At 74.4% G+C, this 21,804-nt stretch carries 15 protein-coding genes; 13 read left to right on the top strand and 2 right to left on the bottom strand.

Annotation, left to right across the window (positions count from 1 at the left end; genetic code table 11):
* Window positions 1-106 precede the first annotated feature (106 nt).
* Window positions 107-1,888 carry a phospholipid carrier-dependent glycosyltransferase gene (locus tag OG689_RS17860; RefSeq protein WP_266327235.1) on the bottom strand — a complete coding sequence of 594 codons (1,782 nt, stop codon included), beginning with the start codon at window positions 1,886-1,888 and terminating at the stop codon, window positions 107-109.
* Between the two features lie 213 nt (window positions 1,889-2,101).
* Here OG689_RS17860 and rsmI point away from each other — a divergent pair, with 213 nt between their 5' ends.
* The 8 genes from rsmI (at window position 2,102) to OG689_RS17820 (ending at window position 12,383) form a co-directional block, all read left to right on the top strand.
* Window positions 2,102-2,959: a 16S rRNA (cytidine(1402)-2'-O)-methyltransferase gene (gene rsmI / locus OG689_RS17855; RefSeq protein WP_266321544.1), complete on the top strand. Its 858-nt coding sequence runs from the start codon at window positions 2,102-2,104 to the stop codon at window positions 2,957-2,959.
* A gap of 213 nt (window positions 2,960-3,172) precedes the next feature.
* Window positions 3,173-3,598: a hypothetical protein gene (locus OG689_RS17850; RefSeq protein ID WP_266321543.1), complete on the top strand. Its 426-nt coding sequence runs from the start codon at window positions 3,173-3,175 to the stop codon at window positions 3,596-3,598.
* A 212-nt stretch (window positions 3,599-3,810) separates the two neighbouring features.
* A complete protein-coding gene (gene metG / locus OG689_RS17845; protein WP_266321542.1) occupies window positions 3,811-5,430 on the top strand; it encodes a methionine--tRNA ligase in 1,620 nt (539 codons plus the stop codon).
* Window positions 5,430-6,308 (top strand): TatD family hydrolase, encoded by an 879-nt coding sequence (locus OG689_RS17840; RefSeq protein ID WP_266321541.1) that lies wholly within the window; start codon window positions 5,430-5,432, stop codon window positions 6,306-6,308. The genes metG and OG689_RS17840 overlap by 1 nt, the downstream gene beginning before the upstream one ends.
* A gap of 137 nt (window positions 6,309-6,445) precedes the next feature.
* Window positions 6,446-8,557, top strand: coding sequence for a serine/threonine-protein kinase (locus tag OG689_RS17835; protein WP_266321540.1), 2,112 nt, complete (start codon window positions 6,446-6,448; stop codon window positions 8,555-8,557).
* 104 nt (window positions 8,558-8,661) lie between these two features.
* On the top strand, window positions 8,662-9,561 hold the full coding sequence (gene rsmA / locus OG689_RS17830; RefSeq protein ID WP_266321539.1) for a 16S rRNA (adenine(1518)-N(6)/adenine(1519)-N(6))-dimethyltransferase RsmA: 900 nt from the start codon (window positions 8,662-8,664) through the stop codon (window positions 9,559-9,561).
* Complete coding sequence (locus OG689_RS17825; RefSeq protein WP_266321537.1) at window positions 9,558-10,487, top strand: 4-(cytidine 5'-diphospho)-2-C-methyl-D-erythritol kinase; 930 nt, start codon at window positions 9,558-9,560, stop codon at window positions 10,485-10,487. Before rsmA ends, OG689_RS17825 begins: the two co-directional genes overlap by 4 nt.
* A 102-nt stretch (window positions 10,488-10,589) precedes the next feature.
* A complete protein-coding gene (locus tag OG689_RS17820) occupies window positions 10,590-12,383 on the top strand; it encodes an ABC-F family ATP-binding cassette domain-containing protein (RefSeq protein WP_266321536.1) in 1,794 nt (597 codons plus the stop codon).
* An 88-nt stretch (window positions 12,384-12,471) separates the two neighbouring features.
* Here OG689_RS17820 and OG689_RS17815 read toward each other — a convergent pair whose 3' ends face one another.
* Complete coding sequence (locus tag OG689_RS17815) at window positions 12,472-14,433, bottom strand: FUSC family protein (RefSeq protein WP_266321534.1); 1,962 nt, start codon at window positions 14,431-14,433, stop codon at window positions 12,472-12,474.
* Between the two features lie 633 nt (window positions 14,434-15,066).
* Here OG689_RS17815 and OG689_RS17810 point away from each other — a divergent pair.
* The 5 genes from OG689_RS17810 to OG689_RS17790 all read left to right on the top strand — a co-directional run bounded on the left by OG689_RS17810 (window position 15,067) and on the right by OG689_RS17790 (window position 21,629).
* Window positions 15,067-15,630, top strand: coding sequence for a hypothetical protein (locus OG689_RS17810; RefSeq protein WP_266321533.1), 564 nt, complete (start codon window positions 15,067-15,069; stop codon window positions 15,628-15,630).
* Between the two features lie 34 nt (window positions 15,631-15,664).
* Window positions 15,665-17,347, top strand: coding sequence for a WXG100 family type VII secretion target (locus OG689_RS17805; RefSeq protein ID WP_266321531.1), 1,683 nt, complete (start codon window positions 15,665-15,667; stop codon window positions 17,345-17,347).
* Between the two features lie 36 nt (window positions 17,348-17,383).
* Complete coding sequence (gene mycP / locus OG689_RS17800; protein WP_266321530.1) at window positions 17,384-18,964, top strand: type VII secretion-associated serine protease mycosin; 1,581 nt, start codon at window positions 17,384-17,386, stop codon at window positions 18,962-18,964.
* 99 nt (window positions 18,965-19,063) lie between these two features.
* Window positions 19,064-19,486 carry a hypothetical protein gene (locus OG689_RS17795; RefSeq protein ID WP_266321528.1) on the top strand — a complete coding sequence of 141 codons (423 nt, stop codon included), beginning with the start codon at window positions 19,064-19,066 and terminating at the stop codon, window positions 19,484-19,486.
* Between the two features lie 277 nt (window positions 19,487-19,763).
* Entirely contained in the window at window positions 19,764-21,629 is a 1,866-nt protein-coding gene (locus tag OG689_RS17790; RefSeq protein WP_266321527.1) for an ATP-binding protein, read from the top strand.
* Window positions 21,630-21,804 lie beyond the last annotated feature (175 nt).

Here is a 21,804-nt window from a genome sequence, read left to right as displayed (position 1 = left end):
GGACGCACGTTCGGGGACCAGCCTAGGCCGGTCCGATCCGTGCGCTCACGAAACGTGGGGGTCTCGTGATGCATCCGGTACCTGTCGCGGCGGTGGTGCCGCCGCGTCAGATCCAGCTGGTGAACCACATCCGGGCACGCCAGTCGTCCATCGGTATCGTCTGTCCCGTATAGAGGGGATAGAAGTACAAAAAGTTCCATACAACGGCGAGAAGGAGTGCGCCGGCCGCCGTCGAGCCGATGATCCGGCGGTCCTGCGAGGCCCCGGCGGGGCCGATCATCACCCCGACCATCATCGTCACCGCGAGCACCAGGAACGGCACGAAGGCGACCGCGTAGAACAGGAAGATGGTCCGCTGCTGGTAGGCGAACCACGGCAGGTAGCCGGCGGCCAGCCCGCAGAGCAGCGCCCCGGCCCGCCAGTCCCGCCGCACCGCCCAGCGGTACAGGCAGTAGACCAGCGCCACCACGCCGGCCCACCACAGCAGCGGCGTGCCGATGCCGAGCACCTCGCGCGCGCACTCGTTCACCTGGCAGCCGCTCTGGCCGAGCTTGGGCGACTCGTAGAAGTAGGACACCGGCCGGCCCAGCACCAGCCAGCTCCACGGGTTGGACTGGTAGGTGTGGGGGCTGGTCAGGTGGGTGTGGAAGTCGTACACCGTCGAGTGGTAGTGCCAGAGGCTGCGCAGCGCGTCGGGCACCCAGGTCAGGTCGACCTGGAACGGCATCTTCACCCGGCCGAGGACCGGCAGCGGCAGGTACTCGGGGGAGAGGCCGGCGCGGTGCGCCGCCCAGTCCCGGCCGTAGCCGCCCTGCCCGGGGGCGCTGCTGCTGGCGAACCAGCCGGCGAAGGAGGAGATGTAGACGACCACCGAGGTCAGCACGATCGAGCAGAAGGCCGGTACCGCGTCCCGCAGCAGCGTCCACAGGTAGGGCCGGGCGGCGCCGGCCAGCCGGCGGGAGCCGGCGTCCCACAGGACGGTCAGCAGCCCGAAGGCGAGCGCGACGTAGAGGCCGCTCCACTTGGTGGCGCAGGTCAGGCCGACACAGACGCCGGCCGCGATCCGGTACGGACGCCAGCCGAGGTTCATCCGGCGGGCGAGCACGGCGTCGGGGGCGTCGCCGAGCCGGCGGGCGATCAGGCCGCGGGTGCGGTCGCGGTCCAGCAGCAGGAAGCCGAAGGCCGCCAGGATCCAGAACATCACCACGAGGTCCAGCAGGGCGACCCGGCTCATCACGAAGTGCAGCCCGTCCACGGCCAGCAGCAGCCCGGCCACGCAGCCCAGCAGCGTGGAGCGGAACAGCCGGCGGCCGATCCTGGCGATCATCAGGATCGACAGGGTGCCCAGCAGCGCCATCGCGGCCCGCCAGCCGAACGGGTTCATCCCGAAGACGTACTCGCCCAGACCTATGATCCACTTGCCTACCGGCGGGTGGACCACGTACGCCGCGTCCAGCCGGTACGGGATGCCCTGCGGCGAGGCCATGATCGCCTCGTTGGCGCCGTCCGCCCAGTTGCTCTCGTAGCCGAGGTGCCAGAGCGTGTACGCGTCCTTGGCGTAGTACGTCTCGTCGAAGACGATCGCGTTCGGGGTGCCGAGCCCGGTGAAGCGCAGCACTCCGCCGAACAGCGCCACCGACAGCGGCCCCAGCCAGCCCGCCCAGCGGCACAGCCAGGCCCAGAGCCGCGCCGGCGGGAAGATCCCCAGTCGGTTCAGCACCAGCGGCGGCCCGCCGGCCGACGGCATCGGCGGCACCAGCCGCTCGGCGAGCGGGGTCCGCTCGGGCGGGCGGTGGCCGAAACGTTCCAGCGTGCGGCGCCAGGACGGCGGCCGGGCGCCGGGCGGGCCGTCCCCGGGGCCGTCCGCGCCCTCGCGCGGGGCCGGCAGGGCGGGGGACGGCTGGCCCGTCCGGCCCAGCACGTCGACGCCACCCGGCGGGGTGTGGTCTGTACCAGTAGGCGCGCCAGTCGCCGTGTCGCCGTTCACCCGCACATCGTAGGGGCGGTGCCCGGCACCGCGGCGGCTCCCTCCGAAGCTGCCCGGTTCGTCCGGAAAGGCCACCCGCACCGCGGCGTCCCGAAGCCTGCGAGGATGGGGCCCGTGACAGGCGTACTGGTTTTGGCAGGCACCCCCATCGGCGACGTCTCGGACGCCCCGCCCCGGCTCGTCAACGAGCTGGCCACGGCGGACGTGATCGCGGCCGAGGACACCCGGCGGCTGCGCCGGCTCACCCAGGCCCTCGGGGTCACCCCGGCCGGGCGGGTGCTCTCCTACTTCGAGGGCAACGAGGTCGGTCGCACCCCCGAACTGGTCGAGGCGTTGCTCGGTGGCGCCCGCGTGCTGCTGGTGACCGACGCCGGCATGCCCTCGGTCTCCGACCCCGGCTACCGGCTGGTCGCCGCCGCCGTCGAGGCCCAGGTGAAGGTCACCGCCGTGCCCGGGCCGTCCGCGGTGCTCACCGCGCTCGCGCTCTCCGGCCTGCCGGTCGACCGGTTCACCTTCGAGGGCTTCCTGCCCCGCAAGGCCGGCGACCGCGCCCGCCGGCTCGCGGAGGTCGCCGCCGAGCCCCGCACCATGGTCTTCTTCGAGGCCCCGCACCGGATCGCCGAGGCCCTCACCGCGATGGCCGAGGCCTTCGGAGCTGACCGGCCGGCCGCCGTCTGCCGCGAGCTGACCAAGACCTACGAGGAGGTCAAGCGCGGCCCGATCGGCGAGCTGGCGACCTGGGCCGCCGAGGGCGTCCGCGGCGAGATCACCGTGGTGGTCGCCGGCGCCCCGCCGGCCGGACCGGCCGAGCTCACCCCCGAGGAGCTGGCCCGCCGGGTGGCCGTCCGGGAGGAGGCCGGGGAGCGCCGCAAGGAGGCCATCGCCGCCGTCGCGCTGGAGCTGAAACTGCCCAAGCGGGAGGTCTTCGACGCCGTGGTGGCGGCGAAGAACGAGGCTGCCGGGACCCGCTGAGAATGGGGGTGCCACTGGGGCCACAGGCGCGTACCTTGGAGAAAAGGCCCTGGTAAACGCCCGATGATCTGAAGCTTTGGCCCGGACTTCGTACAGGGATTCCCAATACGGGTCCAAGTCTCGACAAGCCGGGCATCGACCGGGGCGTCCCGGGCATCCACCGGTATGAAAGACCCGAACCGGGCGAGGGCCCGGCGGGCGCTGGGAGACGCGATGAGCGACACAATCGGCAGCCCCCTCGGTGGCAACGCACTGAGCGATCTCGGCCTGACCAGCCGACCGCCCACCCCGGTCGAGACCGTCCGGGAGGCCTACTCCTTCGCCTGCCTGAGCTGCGGGTACGGCTGGGAGCAGGCGTACGAGATCGAGCACCACGTGGCCCGGGACGGCCACATCGTGTTCGAGTACCACGCCAACGGGGTCCGGGTGCCGTCGCCGCTGCTGAAGCCCACCTGCCCCGGCTGCGGCGGACACACGGTGCGGATCATGCGGGCGGGCCGGGTGGCCGGTACCGAGCGGTCCTTCCACCACGCCCCCGGCTTCGGGGCGCACGCCGAACCGGCCGGCCCCACCCGTCCCCCCATGAAGGAGACGCCGCGCGGACGCCTGGCCGGCTTCTGGGCCTGGTTGCGCGGCTGATCGACCCCGGGGCGGGACGGACGGCGTCCGGGCGGGCCGACCGCCGTCGGTCCGCGGCCGTGCGGGGCTGACCCGCACCGCCGCACGGCCGGGCCCGCGGCCCGGCCGTGACGTCCTGACGCGCGTCGGCCCGCGCCCCGCCGCGCCCGCGGCCGCCGGCCGCCGGGAATCGGGTCGAGGACGGCCCCCGCGCGCGACTAAGCTTTCCGACCATGGCGGCCACAGCAGACCACAGCACCACCGGGGCCCAGACCCCGGCGTACTACGTTTCCACCCCGATCTACTACGTCAACGATCGCCCCCACCTGGGCCACGCGTACACCACCGTGGCGGGCGACGTCCTCACCCGCTGGCACCGCCAGCGCGGCGAGAAGGTGTGGTACCTGACCGGTACCGACGAACACGGACAGAAGATCATGCGGACGGCCGACGCCAACGGCGTCACCCCGCAGGAGTGGTGCGACAAGCTGGTCGAGGAGGCGTGGAAGCCGCTCTGGCAGCACCTGAACATCGCCAACGACGACTTCATCCGCACCACCCAGCAGCGCCACACCGACCGCGTCCAGGAGTTCGTCCAGGACCTCTTCGACAAGGGCGAGATCTACAAGGGCGGCTACTCCGGCCCGTACTGCGTCGGCTGCGAGGAGTACAAGCTCCAGGCCGAACTGCTCGACGGCGCCACCGAGGACGAGAAGCTCTGCCCGATCCACAAGAAGCCGGTCGAGTGGCTGGAGGAGGAGAACTACTTCTTCCGCCTCTCCGCCTACGGCCCGAAGCTGCTGGAGTTCTACGCCGAGAACCCCGGCTTCATCGCCCCGGAGTCGGCCCGCAACGAGGTGCTGCGCTTCGTCGAGCAGGGCCTGCAGGACCTCTCCATCTCCCGCTCCACCTTCAACTGGGGCGTCCCCCTGCCCTGGGACGAGAAGCACGTCCTGTACGTCTGGGTCGACGCGCTGCAGAACTACATCACCGCCGCCGGCTACGGCAGCGACCCCGAGCGCTTCGCCGAGCTGTGGCCCGCCTCCGTCCACCTGGTCGGCAAGGACATCCTGCGCTTCCACGCGGTGATCTGGCCCGCGATGCTGATGGCCGCCGGGCTGCCACTGCCCAAGCGGGTCGTCGCCAACGGCTGGCTGATGGTCGGCGGCGAGAAGATGAGCAAGTCCAACCTCACCGGCATCGCGCCGCAGGACCTCACCTCGCACTTCGGCGTGGACGCCTACCGCTACTACTTCCTGCGGGCCATCCCGTTCGGCACCGACGGCTCGTTCTCCTGGGAGGACTTCTCCGCCCGGTACACCTCCGAACTGGCCAACGACTTCGGCAACCTCGCCTCCCGGGTCGCCGCCATGGTCGGCAAGTACTTCGACGGCGCGCTGCCCGCTGCCACCGCCGCCGGCCCCGCCGAGCAGGCCGTCGCGGACGGCCTCGCGGCCGCCGTGAAGACCGCCGACCAGAAGATCGGCGAGGACCTCGACTTCGCCGGCGGCCTCGCCGCGATCTTCGAGTTCGTCAAGCAGGTCAACGGCTACATCAGCGACCAGGAGCCCTGGAAGGTCGCCAAGGACGACTCCGAGGAGGGCCGGGCACGCCTGGCGACCATCCTCTACACGGCCGCCGAGTCGCTGCGCGCCACCGCCGTCCTGCTCAACCCGGTGATGCCGGTGACCGCCGAGAAGCTGTGGGACTCGCTCGGCGCCGAGGCGGGCCTCGGCGCGCTCGCCGCGCAGAGCGTCGTCTCCGCCGCCGACTGGGGCCGACTGCCGGCCGGCTCCACCGTCACCAAGGGCGAGATCCTGTTCCCCCGCCTGGAAGAGAAGCCCGCAGTCTGATGGCCCGCAAAGACGACGACCGGTCGACCCCGCCGCCCCCGCCCGCCCCGCTGGCGGTGGCGGTGGCCGACTCGCACACCCACCTGGACATGCAGTCCGGCACCCCGGCCGAGGGCCTCGCGAAGGCCGCCGCCGTCGGGGTCGCCACCGTCGTCCAGGTGGGCTGCGACGTGGCCGGCTCGCGCTGGGCGGCGGAGCTCGCCGCCGAGTTCGAGCAGGTCCACGCGGCCGTCGCCCTGCACCCCAACGAGGCGCCCCGGATCTTCCTCGGCGACCCTGACAACTGGTCCGGGCAGCAGCGCCCGGCCGGCGGGGCCGCCGCGCTGGACGCCGCGCTCGCCGAGATCGACGCGCTCGCCGCCCTGCCGCAGGTCAGGGCGGTCGGCGAGACCGGCCTCGACTACTTCCGCACCGGCCCCGAAGGCGTGGACATCCAGCAGGAGTCCTTCCGCCGGCACATCGAGATCGCCAAGCGGCACGGCAAGGCCCTGGTCATCCACGACCGGGACGCCCACGAGGACGTCGTCCGGGTGCTGCTGGAGGAGGGCGCCCCCGAGCGCACCGTCTTCCACTGCTACTCCGGCGACGCCGCGATGGCCAAGATCTGCGCCGAGCACGGCTGGTACCTCTCGTTCGCCGGCCCGGTCACCTTCAAGGCCAATCAGCCGCTGCGGGACGCCCTGCTCGCCACCCCGCTGGAGCGCGTCCTGGTCGAGACCGACGCGCCCTTCCTCACCCCGCACCCCTACCGCGGCCGCCCCAACGCGCCGTACCTCATCCCGGTCACCGTCCGCTCGATGGCGGCCACCCTCGGCCTGCACGAGGACGAGCTGTCCACCGCCATCGCGGCGAACACGGCCCGGGCCTTCGGGTACTGACCCGGCCGGGCGGCCCCCCGGGGCCGCCCGGGGACCGGTCACGGCTTGGGGTATCTCGTCAACGGAGCCGCGCACACCTGGAACACTGACCGTCGGCACGAGTGCGGGACGGCGGGGCGGCGAGTCAGGGGGTAGGGGTGGGGCGAGTCATCGGGGGCCGGTACGAGCTGGGCGCTCTGCTGGGCCGGGGTGGCATGGGGGAGGTCTGGGCGGCCACCGACCTGCTGATCGGGCGGCCGGTCGCGGTGAAGACCCTCCCGCAGTACCACTCCGAGGCGGCGCCCCAGGAGGTCGAGTCCTTCTTCCGGGAGGCCCGTACCGTCGGCAGCCTCAGCCACCGGGGGATCGTCACCGTCCACGACGTGGGGCAGGACACCGGCGGCACCCTGTACCTCGTCATGGAGCTCATCCCCGGCCGGGACCTGGGCCGCGTCCTCAAGGACGGTCTGCCGGAGATCGCCACGGCCGTCGGCTGGACCGCCCAGGTCGCCGACGCCCTGGCCGCCGCCCACGCCAGCAACGTCCTGCACCGCGACCTCAAGCCCGCCAACCTGATGCTGGTGCCCGGGGGCGCCGTCAAGATCCTCGACTTCGGCATCGCCCGGTACACCGCCGCCACCGGTGCCCAGGCCAGCCGCGTCATCGGCACCGTCGCCTACATGCCGCCCGAACGCCTGCGCGGCAAGGTCGGCGACGCCCGCGGCGACCTCTACTCCCTCGGCTGCCTGCTGCACGAACTCCTGACCGGCACACCGCCGTTCGGCGCCGGCGAGGTCGCGGCCCTGCTGTTCGCCCACCTCGACCGGACCCCCGAACCACCCGGCGCCACCCGCCCCGGCGTCCCCGCCGCGCTGGACGGACTCGTCCTCGACCTCCTCGCCAAGGACCCAGCCCGGCGACCGCCCAGCGCCATGGAGGTCGCCGGCCGCCTGACCGGCATCGCCGCGGCGCTCGCCGCCGCCGCCCGGGCCGTCCGCCCCACGACACCCGGCGTCCGCCTGACCGCCGTCCGGGCCGCCGCACCCACGAGCGCCGGGCAGCTGACCGCAGTCCTTCCCGCCGTCGCCGCCGAGGGGCCGCAGAGCCTCGGCGGTGCCCGCGTCCGCGCCGGGCACGGCCCCGGAGCGCGTCCGGCGACCACGGACGGCGCCCACCCGGCCCTCAGCCGGTCCGTGGCCGAACTGACCGCCCTGGCCGCCGAACTGGCCGACCAGAAGCGCTACCGGGAAGCCGTGGCGGTGGCGGTCGAGGCGGTGGGAGCGTCCAGACGGCTGGCCGACGCCGATCCCGGCTCCCACGAGGCCGACCTCGCCCGAAGACTCCACAACCTCGGCGGCTACCTGGGACGGTCGGGCAACTGGGCAGGGGCCCTGGAAGCACTGGGGGAGGCGGTGGACCTCTGGCGGGGCCTGGTGCCGGCCGATCCCGCCACCCACCTGCCCGGCCTCGCGGCCACCCTGTCCGCCCTCGGCACGACCCTCGGGTGGCTCGGACGCCGGGAGGAGTCCCTGGACGTCCTGCGGGAGGCGGTCGACCAGTGGCGGGCCCTCACCCAGGCCGACCCGGGCACCCACGAAGGCGCCCTGGCCCGCGTGCTGTACATCCTCGGCGACACCCTGGGAGAACTGGGCCGGTGGGAAGAGGCCCTCGTCCCGCTGCGGGAGGCCGTGGAACTGCGCCGCGAGCTGGCCCTCGCCGACCCCGCGACCTTCGAGCCCGGCCTCGCCACCGCGCTCTACCTGATCGGCTTCATCCTGGGAGAACTGGGACACCGGGAGGAAGCCCTCGGCCCGCTGCGCGAAGTGGTGGAACTGCGCCGCCGACTGGACCGCACCGGCCCCCTCGCCCCCGAGCCCGGTCTGGCCCGCACCCTGGCCTCGCTCGGGGACGCCCTGAAGGACCTGGGGCGCTGGGAGGAATCCCTCGCCCCGCTGCGGGAGGCGGTGGAACTGCGCCGCCGACTGGCCCTCGCCGACCCCGACACCCGCGAACCCGGACTCGCCCGCACCCTCTACTCCCTCGGCAACACCCTGCGGGAGCTGGAGCGCTGGGACGAATCCCTGGCACCGCTGCTGGAGGCCGAGAAGATCGTCCGCAGGCTGGCCCTGACCGACCCCGCGACCTACGAACCCCGCCTCCCCGCCACCCTCCTCGCCCGGGGCTTCAGCCTCGGCCGGCTCGGCCGGCGGGAGGAACAACTGCTGCTCTTCCGCGAGGCCGAGGAGATCACACGCCGGTGGACGCTCTAGGACCGTCCGACGAACGGCGCCGCCTGCCCGGCCGAACCGCCGGACAAGGCCCGGACGACCGGCAGGTGCCGCCCGGCCACCCGCCCCGCCCGTATCCTTGCCGGGTGAGCACCACCGACCCCACCCCTGACAGCTTCCTCCTCGGCGCCTCCGACATCCGGGAGCTGGCCGCCGCCCTCGGCGTCAAGCCCACCAAGCAGCGCGGGCAGAACTTCGTCATCGACGGCAACACCGTACGGCGGATCGTCCGGGCCGCCGACGTGACGGGCGAGGACGCGGTGGTCGAGGTCGGACCCGGCCTCGGCTCGCTCACCCTGGCGCTGCTGGAGGTCGCCTCCCACGTCACCGCCGTCGAGATCGACCCGCTGCTCGCCGCGCACCTGCCGACCACCATCGCCTCCCGGATGCCCGCCCGGGCCAAGGACTTCGACCTGGTGCTCAGCGACGCCATGGACGTCACCGAACTGCCCGGCCCGCCGCCCACCGCGCTGGTCGCCAACCTCCCGTACAACGTCGCCGTCCCCGTCCTGCTGCACATGCTGGCGACCTTCCCCAGCATCGAGCGGACCCTGGTGATGGTGCAGTCCGAGGTCGCCGACCGGCTCGCCGCCAAACCCGGCAACAAGGTCTACGGCGTCCCCTCGGTCAAGGCCAACTGGTACGCCGACGTGAAGCGCTCCGGCGCCATCGGCCGCAACGTCTTCTGGCCCGCACCCAACGTCGACTCCGGCCTGGTCTCGCTGATCCGCCGCGACCCGCCGCGGACCACCGCCACCCGCAAGGAGGTGTTCGCGGTCGTCGACGCCGCGTTCGCCCAGCGCCGCAAGACCCTGCGCGCCGCCCTGGCCGGCTGGGCCGGCTCCCCCGCCGCCGCCGAACAGGCCCTCGCCGGCGCCGGCATCGACCACAAGCTGCGCGGCGAGATGCTCACCGTCGAGCAGTTCGCCGCCATCGCCGAGCACAAGCCCGCAGCCGAGCACCAGCCCGCAGGGGAAGCCCAGTGAGTGTGACCGTACGAGTCCCCGCCAAGGTCAACGTCCAGCTGGGCGTCGGCGGCCTGCGGAGCGACGGGTTCCACGACCTCGCCAACGTCTTCTTCGCCGTCGCCCTCGGCGACGAGGTCACCGCCACCGCCACCGCCCCCGGCGCCGGCACCACCCTCACCTGCACCGGCCCCGACGCCGACCAGGTCCCGCTGGACGACAGCAACCTCGCCGCCCGCGCCGCCCGGCTGCTCGCCGCCCACCACGGCATCGCCGCCGACGTCCACCTGCACATCGCCAAGGACATCCCGGTCGCCGGCGGCATGGCCGGCGGCAGCGCCGACGGCGCCGCCGCCCTCGTCGCCTGCGACGCCCTCTGGGCCCTCGGCACCCCGCGGGACACCCTGCTCGCCCTCGCCGCCGAACTCGGCTCCGACGTCCCGTTCGCCCTGCTCGGCGGCGTCGCCCTCGGCCGCGGCCGCGGCGAGATCCTCCAGGCCCTGCCCGTCACCGGCACCTTCCACTGGGTCTTCGCCGTCGCCGACGGCGGCCTCTCCACCCCCGCCGTCTTCCACGAGTGCGACCGCCTCCGCGAAGAAGCCGGCACCGGCTCCACCGACACCGACGTCCCCACCCCCGACGCCGACCCCGCCCTGCTCGCCGCCCTCGCCGACGGCGACCCCGCCGCCCTCGCCGCCGCCCTCACCAACGACCTGCAGAGCGCCGCCCTCTCACTGCGCCCGACGCTGGCCGCCACCCTCACCGCCGGCACCGAAGCCGGCGCCATCGGCGCCCTGGTCTCCGGCTCCGGCCCCACCTGCGCCTTCCTCACCAAGGACGCCGAAGCCGCCGAGGCCGTCGCCGCCGCCCTCACCGCCTCCGGCACCTGCCGCACCGCCCGCGCCACCCACGGCCCCGTCCCCGGCGCCGCCGTCCGCACCGGCTGAACCGGGCCCGGGCGGACGCCGGACCGGCGCGCGCCCCGGCCCCACTACTCTTGGGAGACCGGGGCATCCCCCGGCCCAGCCGATCCCAGGAGCGCAGCACACGTGGCCGTCAACCTCGCCACCATCGAGTCCGTCACGAAGGTCTACGGCACCCGGGCCCTTCTCGACGGGGTCAGCCTCGGCGTCAGCGAGGGGGACCGCATCGGGGTCGTCGGCCGCAACGGTGACGGCAAGACCACCCTCATCCGGATGCTCGCCAAGCTGGAGGAGCCCGACGGCGGCCGGATCACCCACGCCGGCGGCGTCGAGATGGCCGTCCTCACCCAGCACGACTCGCTCGACCCCGAGGCCACCATCCGCCACGAGGTGATCGCCGACCGCGAGGACCACGAGTGGCTCGGCGACTCCCGGATCCGCGACATCATCGAAGGCCTCTTCGGCGGCCTCGACCTGCCCGGCTTCGGCCAGGGCCTGGACACCGTCATCGGCCCGCTCTCCGGCGGTGAGCGCCGCCGTATCGCACTCGCCAAGCTGCTGCTCGGCGAACCCGACCTGATCGTCCTCGACGAGCCCACCAACCACCTCGACGTCGAGGGCATCGCCTGGCTCGCCAGGCACCTGCAGAACCGCCGCTCCGCACTCGTCTGCGTCACCCACGACCGGTGGTTCCTCGACCAGGTCTCCACCCGGATGTGGGACGTCCAGCACGGCGAGGTGCACGAGTACGAGGGCGGCTACTCCGACTACGTCTTCGCCCGCGCCGAGCGCTCCCGGATCGAGGCCACCGAGGAGTCCAAGCGGCAGAACCTCGCCCGCAAGGAACTCGCCTGGCTGCGCCGCGGCGCCCCCGCCCGGACCTCCAAGCCCCGCTACCGGATCGAGGCCGCCAACGCCCTGATCGCCGACGTCCCCGAGCCCCGCGACAAGAGCGAACTGATGAAGTTCGCCAACGCGCGCCTCGGCCGCACGGTCTTCGAACTGGAGAACGTCACCGTCAAGGCCGGCCCCAAGCTGCTGCTGGAGAACCTCACCTGGAACCTCGGCCCCGGCGAGCGGATCGGCCTGCTCGGCGTCAACGGCGCCGGCAAGACCTCACTGCTGCGCGCCATGCGCGACGCGTACGCCTCCGAGGGCGACGTCCAGCCCGCCTCCGGCGTGATCAAGGTCGGCAAGACCGTCCGCCTCGCCTACCTCTCCCAGGAGGTCGCCGAGCTCGACCCGGCGATGCGGGTGCTGCAGGCCGTCGAGCAGATCCGCAGCCGGGTCGACCTCGGCAAGGGCCGCGAGATGAGCGCCGGCCAGCTCTGCGAGCAGTTCGGCTTCGGCAAGGACAAGCAGTGGACGCCCGTCGGCGACATCTCCGGCGGTGAGCGCCGCCGCCTGCAGCTGCTGCGCCTGCTGATGGACGAGCCCAACGTGCTCTTCCTCGACGAGCCCACCAACGACCTCGACATCGAGACCCTCAACCAGCTGGAGGACCTCCTCGACGGCTGGCCCGGCTCGATGGTCGTGATCAGCCACGACCGGTTCTTCATCGAGCGCACCACCGACACCGTGCACGCCATGCTCGGCGACCAGCAGCTGCGGATGCTCCCCAACGGCGTCGACGAGTACCTGGAGCGCCGGGCGAAGATCGCCGCCACAGCGGCCTCCGCCGTTCCCGGCGCCGCCCCGGCCAAGCCGGTCGGCGACACCCGGGCGGCGAAGAAGGAACTGCAGCGGATCGAGCGGCAGATCGCCAAGCTCGACCAGCAGGAGGCCAAGCTGCACAGCCAGCTCGCCGAGCACGCCGCCGACTTCGGCAAGGTCGCCGACCTGGACACCAAGCTCCGCGCCGTCCGCGAGGAGAAGGAGGAGCTGGAGCTCGCCTGGATGGAGCTGGCCGAACAGATCTGACCCGGGCCGGCACCGCAGATCCAAGCTGCGCCGCTCTCCCCGCGTCCCCCGGTGGGACCGCTGGTACCGGTGGGACCGCTGGGATCGTTCAGGGGCGTAGCAGCGTCTCCAGTTCGTCCGCCGCACGGCCCAGCGCACTGCGCGCCGGGTCGTGCGGCCCGGTCGGGCGGTCGGCCGGCCGGGTCGGCGGGCGGTGCGTCCGGGCCGCCGAGGCCAGGTCCTCCAAGGCCCGCCGGACCCGCTCCACCTCGGCCGGCTCGGGCACCTGCCCGCCGTACCGGATCTGCGCCGCGTACGCCGCCAGCCCGCCGCCGATCCGCTCCAGGGCCGCCGTCGCCGGCAGCCACTGCTCGGCCAGCCGGCCCGTCGGCGGCGGCTCCGCCAGCCCGTTCCGGACCTCCTGCCGGGCGTCGGCCAGCGCCCGGTACGCCCTGCGCCGCAGCCACACCTCGGCCACCGGCTCCGCGCCGGACCCGGCGACCGAGGCCAGGTAGGCGCGCAGCGCACCGGTCGCGTCCACCAGCAGCGGCTCGATCCGGTGCCGGGTCCGCTCGGGCCACAGCAGATATCCGAGGACCAGCACGATCGCGCTGGCCAGCACGGTGTCCAGGACCCGCGGCGCGATGTCCGAGGCGCCGCTCTGCCCGCCCAGCTGCAGCAGCACCAGCGCCATCGGCGTCATCACCACGGTGTTCAGCCCGTAGTGCACCACCGTCGCGTACGGCAGCAGCGCCACGCAGAGCGCCGCGATCACCGTCAGCCACCACCGGTCGGTGGTCAGCGAGAGGAGCGCCGCCGTCACCGCCACCCCCAGCACGGTGCCCACCGAACGGCTGACCGCCCGCAGGAACACCGAGCCGAGATCGGGCTTCAGGACGAAGGCGACGGTCATCGGCACCCAGTAGCTCCGGTCCAGCGGCAGCCAGGCGGTCGCGGTCTGCGCCACCGCGACGCACAGCGCCACCCGCAGGCCGTACCGGACCGAGCCGCGCGACAGCAGCCGGACCCGCATCCGCCACGGGTCCGGCGGCGGGGCCGGAGCGGTGACCAGCGCCGCGTCCCGGCCCGCCACCGTGCCGGCCGCCGAGCGCAGCGCCGCGTCCAGGGCCCGCCGGGCCGGCGTGTCGGGCCGCCAGTCGGGCACCGCCACCTCGCCGCCGCCGCGTTCCACCGCCCGGGCCAGCGCCCCCGGCACGGCGGCCACCTCCGCCGGCACCCCGCGCCAGGCCCACAGCAGGCCGGTGGCCGCCTCGGTGGCGGCCAGCCCCGCCTCGTACATCCGGCGCAGCCGCAGCCCGCGCGCGGACTCGCGGCCCCGGGCGGGCGGCAGCAGATCCTGCAACTGGTTCAGCCGGGCCGTCAGCACCTGCCGGGACTTCGCGCCCTGCGGGGTGCCCAGGTCGGCCAGGGTCGCGCCGAGCGCGTCGTACGCGGCGGCCAGCGCCCGGTTGCGCGGGTCGGCGTGCGGGCGGCGGCGCCGTGCCAGGTGCGGCAGGCCGAGCAGGAAGACCAGCGCGCCGCCGGCCAGCACCATCAGCGCGCCGGCCCACCACGGGCGGGCCGTCGGCATGCCGCTGCCGAGGGACGCCGACACCAGCAGCAGCAGCCCGGCCGCCGAACCGCGCGGGCCGGTCGCGCTGAGCGCCCCGGAGGCGAACGCGACGGCGGTGAGCACCAGACCGGCCGTCAGGTGGCCGCCGCCGGAATCCTTCAGGGCGGAGCCGATCAGCATCCCGAGGGCCGAGAAGAGGATGGCGCCGGCGATCCGCGGCGCCCGCAGCCGGGCCGGTTCCACCCGGTCGTTCATGGTCGCGTGCATCGCGCCGAGGGCGGCGAAGATCCCGAGGTCCAGCCGGTCCAGCAGCAGCCCGGCGGCCAGCGGCACGGCCATCCCGACGGCGGCCCGGAGCATCAGCACGAGCGGCAGCGGCGGCCAGGTGGTCCGGGCGGCCCGGGCCCACCAGGCGGTCGTCCGGGGAGGCGCCGGGGCGCCGGCCGGGGGGTGCGGGTGGGGGTGTCCGGTCCGGCTGGGCGGCCGTTCGACTGACACGCGATCACGTCCGATCCGCTGCGATGGCCGTTCCTGGTGCGCCGGGAGGGCCAGGGGTCGCTGCTGTGCGACATTGCGCGGCAGAAGAGGTCGTACCGGACGGAACCGGTCGGCCCAGTCTATCGCGCCGGGCCTGCGCGGGGCCCGGGCCGGGGCCGTTTCGGGCGTGCGTCGGGGCTGCTTCGGGCGTGCGTCGTGACCGGGGCGCGGCTTGGGGCGTGGCTGGGGTCGGACGGGGTTCCGGGCGTTCCGCGGACGGGCTGCGGCGTCCTGCGGGTGTCGGGTCCGAGTAGTGCGGTCGTGGCGGGCGCGCCGGGACGGCCCCTCGGTGGCCTCGGTCCGTCCCGGTCTCCGGGGGCCTGGCCGGGCTCCTCCGACGGCTGCCGTGCGGGGAAAGCATGTTGACGATGCATCGGTCCGACGGAACTGTACGTGTCAAGTTCGTACCGATCTCGCCCGGCCACGACAAGGCCCCTGCCGCACCGACGGAGGGGGTGGATACGATTGACCGTGGCGACGGCCGGCCCGACCGGTCGTACGCCGAGAAGCTGTACCGGACTTCGTAGGTGATGGTGTGTTGCGGTGTGGCAGCCGAGGGGCTGCCCGCACGCGGGGGAGAGGTGGATTGCTGTGGTGAACCTTGCTGCAGACGGTGGCGGCGGCACTCCGTCGGCGGATGCGATCGGCTGGGCGGTCGGCGGCGTTGCCGCCGCCGCCATGGGCGCTGCCCAGCTGGTCGCTACGTACGGGGCGCAGAGCGTCCGGATGGAACTGGAAACCCTGGTCACGTTCAAGAAGCGGGCGGAGGAACTGCTGCAGGCCCTCAGCTCCTCGCCGGCGGCGGCGTCCCAGCTGTCCCAGCTTCAGCTGAACCAGGGGAACCTCGGAGAGGGCTTCGCCGAGTCGGCGGACCTCATGACGGCGTACAACCGGACGTTCAACGGCCTGCAGGAACTCGTCAAGGGCCTGGCCGTCCAGATCGAGGGCATGACGTCCGCGCTCGCCAAGACGGCCGCCAACTACGGGGCCACCGAGGAGGAGCAGGCGAACACGATCAACACGGTCGCCCGGCAGGCGGAGTCCTACACCGGCGTGAGCGTCCCGAACGTGTCCGCCGCGGCATCCAGCCGGCCGAGCGCCCCGTCCGCCCCCAGCACCCCGGCTCCGGCCACGGGTGCGGGCGCCGGGGGTTACTGATGGCCGGGCGGTTCACTGACACGGGGAGCAAGTGATGGCAGGCGGTACCAACTTCGAGAGCATCGATCACGCCAAGCTCAAGGCCATGATCGCCAACTCGGACCCGGCGAAGGTCTCCGAGCGCGGCAACCAGATCTCCAGCGCGGCGAAGGCCCTGGAGGAGATCAGCAAGGTGCTCGCGGCCCACCTCGGCCAGCTGGACTGGGAGGGTGCGGCGGCGGACGCCTTCAAGCAGTTCGCCACCAAGGTCCACCGGACCGCGGGCGAGATCAGCGAGGCCTCGCGCGTCACCGGCCAGGTCGTCGAGCAGGTCGGCCAGGCGCTCGCCAGCGCCAAGCACGGCATCCCCGAGGTGCCCAAGGCGGACATGGCGGCGGTCAGCAAGCACAAGGACCAGCCGACCGGCCTGGTCAAGGGCGCCGGCGCGGCCGCCGGCGGCCTCTTCGGCCCCGTCGGCAGCCTGTTCGGCGCGACCGCGGCGGACAAGGCCGCCAACATGGTCGACTCCGACTGGGTCACCGACGCGGAGGCGCAGGCCGCCCAGAAGCGGGTCGTCGCGGCGCACCAGGAAGCCATCCACGAGATGGAGAAGCTGGCGCAGACGTACCAGATGGCGGCTTCGCAGCTGAACGCGCTGTCGATGCCGGAGACCCCGAAGCCGCCGCCGGGCAGCGTTGACGGCGGTGAGAATGTTCCGGTCGACCCCAGTGGCGGAGGTTCCGGGACTGGCACCGGCTCGGGCGGTGGTGGCGGCAGGGGCTCCGGCAGCGGTGGCGGTGGGGGCGGCAGCATCCCCGGCGGCGGCGGCGGCGGTGGGGGCGGTGGGGGCGGTGGCGGTGGTGGCTGGGTTCCTGGTACCCCGCCGCGTCCCACACCCCCCGGACACATCGACCCCACCCCCGTTCCGGTGCCGCTGCCAGGGGATCGCCCGCCCGGGACGCTCCCCTGGACAAACGACCCCGGCACCGACCTCAACAGCATCCCCGGACCGCCCAGGACCGGCCAGCCCGGGGGGACGATCCCCGTGACGCCGCTGCCCGGCGGTGGCGGCGGGACGATCCCCGGTGGCGGCACCGGCACCATCCCCGGCGGCGGCGCCGGCTGGGTTCCCGGCGGTATCCCCGGCGGTGGCGGCGGCGGCTTCATCCCGGGCAAGGGAGGTGCCGGCGGTGGCGGTGGCGGCGGCAAGATCGGCGGCGCGGGCAGCATCCCCGGCCGCGGCGGATCCGGAACGGTCGGCGCCGGCGGCGCGGGCGGTACCGGTGGCCGTAGTGGCACGGGCGGCGCCGGTACGACCGGTGGCAACGTCTTCGGTGCCAAGGAGGCGCAGGCCGGACGCGCCGGGACCCCTGGCGGTATGGGCGGCGGTATGGGTGGCGGCATGGGCGGCGCCGGCGGCGGTTCCGCCGGCGGCCGTGGCCGTGGCCTGACCTCGACGGCCGGCGGAACGGTCGGCGGCCGCAAGGGCCCCGGTGCCGGTGGGGAGTTCACCCCGGGCGGCAGCGGCCTGCGCAACCGCGCGGGTGCCGCGGGCGGCGCCGGTGGCGCGGCCGGGGGTGCCTCGGGTGCCCGTGGCGGGCAGGGCGGGATGATGGGCGGCCAGGGCGGCGCCGGTCGCAGCGAGCGCGAGCGCCGCAATCGTGCCGACTACCTGCACGAGGACGAAGAGACCTGGACCAACGGAACCCCGCAGAGCAATCCCGGCGTGATTGAGTAAGGCCGGACCACCTGCCCGGCCACGGGAATCGACCCCGTGGCCGGGCAGATCCGTCCCGGGGCCCACCGGCCCCGGGACCACGGGGAGATCGACGAGGGAGATGTGATGCGGCGGACGGACGCGGGAACGCGGGGGCGGCGGCTCGCCGCGGCCTTGCTGGCTGCGGGTGCGGTGGTGGGCCTGGTGGCCACCCCGGCCGCCGCGGTCGACTCGATCCGGGACCAGCAGTGGCACCTGGACGCCATGAAGGCCCCTGAGATGTGGCAGACCACCAAGGGCGCGGGCGTCACCGTCGCGGTGATCGACAGCGGGTTCAAGCTGGACCACCCGGACCTGGTGGGGCAGTTCCTGCCGGGCAAGGACTTCAGCGGCCTTCCGGGTGGGGTTGGTGACGACAAGGAAGGCCACGGAACCGGCATCGCCGGAATCATCGCCGGAACCGGCAAGGGCCTGGGTGGGAAGGGTGCCTTCGGACTGGCTCCGGGTGTCAAGATCCTTCCCTTGAAGATCAAGAACAGTGGAAACTCGGGGGCAACTGTCACCAATACGGAGTTTCTCAAGGAGATCGACCAGGCCATCGTCTACGCGGCGGACCAAGATGCCAAGGTCATCAACATCTCTCAGGCCGGCGCGGCGTCCGGGTTCTCCGAAGCGGACATCTCCGGCCTCAAGGCAGCCGTGGCCCACGCGAGTTCCAAGGGATCCATGGTCATCGCCGGTGCTGGGAACAGTGCCCAGGACGGAAACCCCGTGATGTATCCGGCGGCACTGCCCACGATCGTCGCCGCAGCCGCGACCGACCGCAACGGCGTGGTGACCGACGAGTCCGAGCGTGGCAGCCAGATCGATCTCGCTGCGCCGGGTAAGGACATCTACCGACCCTGTACCGGCCCCTCGGGCTACTGCAAGTCCCACGGCACGTCCGACGCCACCGCCATCGTCTCCGCCTCCGCCGCGCTGCTCTGGTCGGTCCACCCGGACTGGAGTCCGAACCAGATCCTGCGCGTCCTGATCAACACCGCGGGCAAGCCGCAGGACGGCTCGGCCCGTACCGACCTGATCGGCTACGGCACCGTCCGGCCCCGGATCGCGCTCAGTACCCCGGGCGACCCGGGTCCGGCCAATGTGAGTCCGCTGATCGGCCAGATGGAGGGCGAGGCCACCCCGGCCCCGTCGGCCACCGCGCCCGCGACGGGACAGGCGACGCCCGCACCGTCCGCATCGGGCACCCCCGGCGAGGGCAGCGAGCCGGTCGACCTCCCCGTCACCGGCCAGGCCGCCGAGAGCGACTCCGGCAACCTGCCGCTGGTCATCGGCGGTTCGGCGGCAGCTCTGGCGGTGATCGCCGTTGTGGTGGTGCTGCTGATGCGCCGCCGCCGTGCCGGATCCGCTGCCGCCCCGCAGCCCACGCCCGCCGGTGCCCCGTACGGTGGCCAGCTTCCGCCGCAGGGCGGCCCGGGCGCCCCGGGTGGCGCTCCCACGGCCCCGTACGGCCAGGCCGCGCCGCCGCAGTACAGCCCGCCGGCCGGGCCGCCGCAGTACGGGACCCCGCCCCCGCCCCCGCCGCAGTACGGGCCGCCGGCCGATCCGCCGGCGAACAACCCGTACGCCCGGTAACGCCCGGTAACGCCCGGGTACCGGACACGGGACCACCAGGACCACCAGGACCGGCAGCGCGAGCCCGCGCTGTCGGTCCTCGCCGTTAGCCTCCGGGGAATGGACGACACCCGAGCACGGCCCGCCCGCCCGACCGCGCACTGGCGCCGGCACCGGGCGGAGGAGGCCGCCGAGCTGGCCGCCGGCACGCTCGACCCGACGGAGGCGTACCTGGCGGAGCTGTTTCCCGACACGATGCTGGCGGCCACCGACGTCGTGCTGGCGGCGTTCGAGGAGGAGGCGGCGGCCTGGGGCGCGGCTCCGGCCGACGCGCGGGTCCTCGGCGCTGTCGAGCGGGTGGTGCTGGCGCTCAACGCCGTCAACGAGGAGCACGACGGTGCCGCGTACGAGACCGACGAGCGGGAGCGGCTCTGCGCGTACATCGACGAGGTGCTGATCGCGGCCGGCGTGGAGGTCGGGGCTCTGGCGGCCCGCCAGGGCCTGGGGCGGCACGAGATCACGGACGCCTGGCGCGACTGGTAGCCGTCCCGCCTCCCCGCCCCGCGGCCCCGCAGCGGTGCGGGCGCGACCGCCCCCGGCCCCGCTGTCCGTCGGGGCGGCCGGCTGCCACTACGCTGGTCGGCGGACAGATCAGGTCACGGTCCGTCAGGTGCGTCCAGGGCCGGTCCGGTTCCGTGGGGCGGGCCGGGCGCCACGGGGGCCTGGCCACGGGGGTCCACGGGAAGGCCGGCAGCGCATGGCCCGGGCGCGCCCGGTCCGACGCCGCGATGGCCCCCATCGCGACGAGGGAGAAGCCCGCATGACCGGCCCGACCACCCCCCGCCACCAGCCGCACCCGCACCTCGGCGGCCGGGCGGAGGCCCTTCGCGCACTGGCCGCCTGGCATGCGGCCGGCCCGGGGGAGCCCAAGGTGCTCCTGCTGACCGGGGATCCGGGCAGTGGCCGGTCGCGGCTGGTCGGCGGGTTCCTGATGCTCTGCGACCCGGTCTTCCGCCGCCGGATCGACCTCACCGTCCTCGACCCGGCCACCGTGCCGTCGGCGACCGGGCCCGGCCCGCTGGTGTTCGGCGCCGCCGGCCTCACCCCGGACCAGCTGCTGCTGCGTCTCGCGGACGTGCTGGCGCCCGGGGCCCGGCTCACCGCGGAGGTCTACGAGCAGCTCGCCGCACTCGACGAGGGCAACCCGGTGACCATCGTGGTGCCGGACGTGGACCGGGTCGGTGTGCTGCGGGTGCGCGACGAGGCCGTCCGGGCGACCCGCGCGGTGCTCAGCCCGCTGGCGCAGTCCCCGGGCGTCCGGCTGCTCGCCGACCTGCCCCGCGCACAGGCGTACTGGCTCGCCGACCAGCTGCCCCCGGACCAGGTGCGGGTGATCGACCTGGACGAGGCGCCCTGGGCCGACGCGCCCGGGCTGGCCCTGCAGGCGGCCCACACGCTCGGCGGCGGGCTCCCGTTCGCGCCGTCCGCGCGGGAGGTCGAGCGGCTCGCCGCCGGCCTCGCCGGGACGGCCGGCAACGCCCTGGTGGTCCGGTTGGCGGCCTCGTCAATGCGGGTCACCCCCGGGGGCGGTCCGCCGAAGCTGCCCCGGAGCGTCGGCGAGGCGCTGGACCTGCACGCCGAGCGCTGCGGCACCCACGAGCTGACGCTCCGGCGGCTGCTGACACCGCTCGCGCTGGCCCGGGACGGGGCCGTGCTGCCGTTGCCGCTGTGGGCGCGGCTCGCCTCCGCCGTGGCCGGCCGCGACCTCTCCCGCACCCTGCTGGAGGGGCAGACCCTGCTGGCGCCGTTCTTCGAACTCGTCGAGCCGGGCCAGCCCGGCCGGACGGAGCCGGACGACGGGCAGCCCGCCGTCCGGCTGGTGCACCCCGCCGTCGGCGCCGAACTGCGCGAGCGCCTCGGCACCGCCGCGCTGGAGGCCCATCGGCGGATCACCGGGGTCCTGCTCGAGGACGTTCCCGCCGGCGGCCCGCAGCGCTGGGCGGGCGTCGCCCCCTACGTCCGCGAGCAGCTGACCGCACACGCCCTGGAGGCGGGCCGGCTGCCCGAACTGCTCGCCGACCCGGGATTCCTGGTGCACACCCCGCAGGTGCTGCTGCGCGCCGCCGTGGAGCACCTCGCCCGTACCGGCGCGGAGCTGCCGCCGGTGGCGCGGACCTGGCTGCGGCTGGCCCCGCAGTTCACCCGAGCCGAACTCCACCCGGCCCAGCGGGCGGGCCTGCTCGACTACGCCTGCCACCAGGACGGCCTGCCGGGCCTGGACCTCGGCCCCGGCCTGCCGTGGCGCACGCTCTGGTGGCAGCCGCTGCCCGAGATCACGGCGGTGACGGCCGCGTACGGCCCGGACGGCGCGCCCGCGGTGGTGGCGGCCCTGCCGACGGCGGAGGGCAGCACCCTGGTGGGCTTCGACGCGGCCACCGGTACGCCGCTCCCGCAGGCCGAGCGACTGGCCCGGCCGGGGGAGGAGCAGCGTGCGGCGGCCCGCTTCGCACTCAGCTCGGGCGCCGACCAGGTCCGGGTCTGGGGCGGTTCGGCGCAGGAGCCGGTGACCTCCCTGGCCCTGCCGCCGGGTTCGCTGGTGGCCGCGGACATCACCCCGGACGGGATCCTGCTGCTGGCCGACCCGTTCGGCCTCGCCGCGCTCCGCGTGACGGCCCCCGGGGCCTGACCGGGCATCGGGCCGGACCTCGGGCCGGACCTCGGGCCGGACCTCAAGCCGGACCGCGCGCCGAGCGGTACCGGTGCTCCCCGGCCCACCGGGCTCCCCGGCCCACCGCGCTCCCCGGCCCACCGGGCTCCCGGACGTACCGCGCCCGGACGATCTGCGCCCCCGGACGATCCGC

This window comes from Kitasatospora sp. NBC_00240, from assembly GCF_026342405.1.
GTDB lineage: Bacteria > Actinomycetota > Actinomycetes > Streptomycetales > Streptomycetaceae > Kitasatospora.
This window is presented reverse-complemented; position numbering and strand designations above follow the sequence as displayed.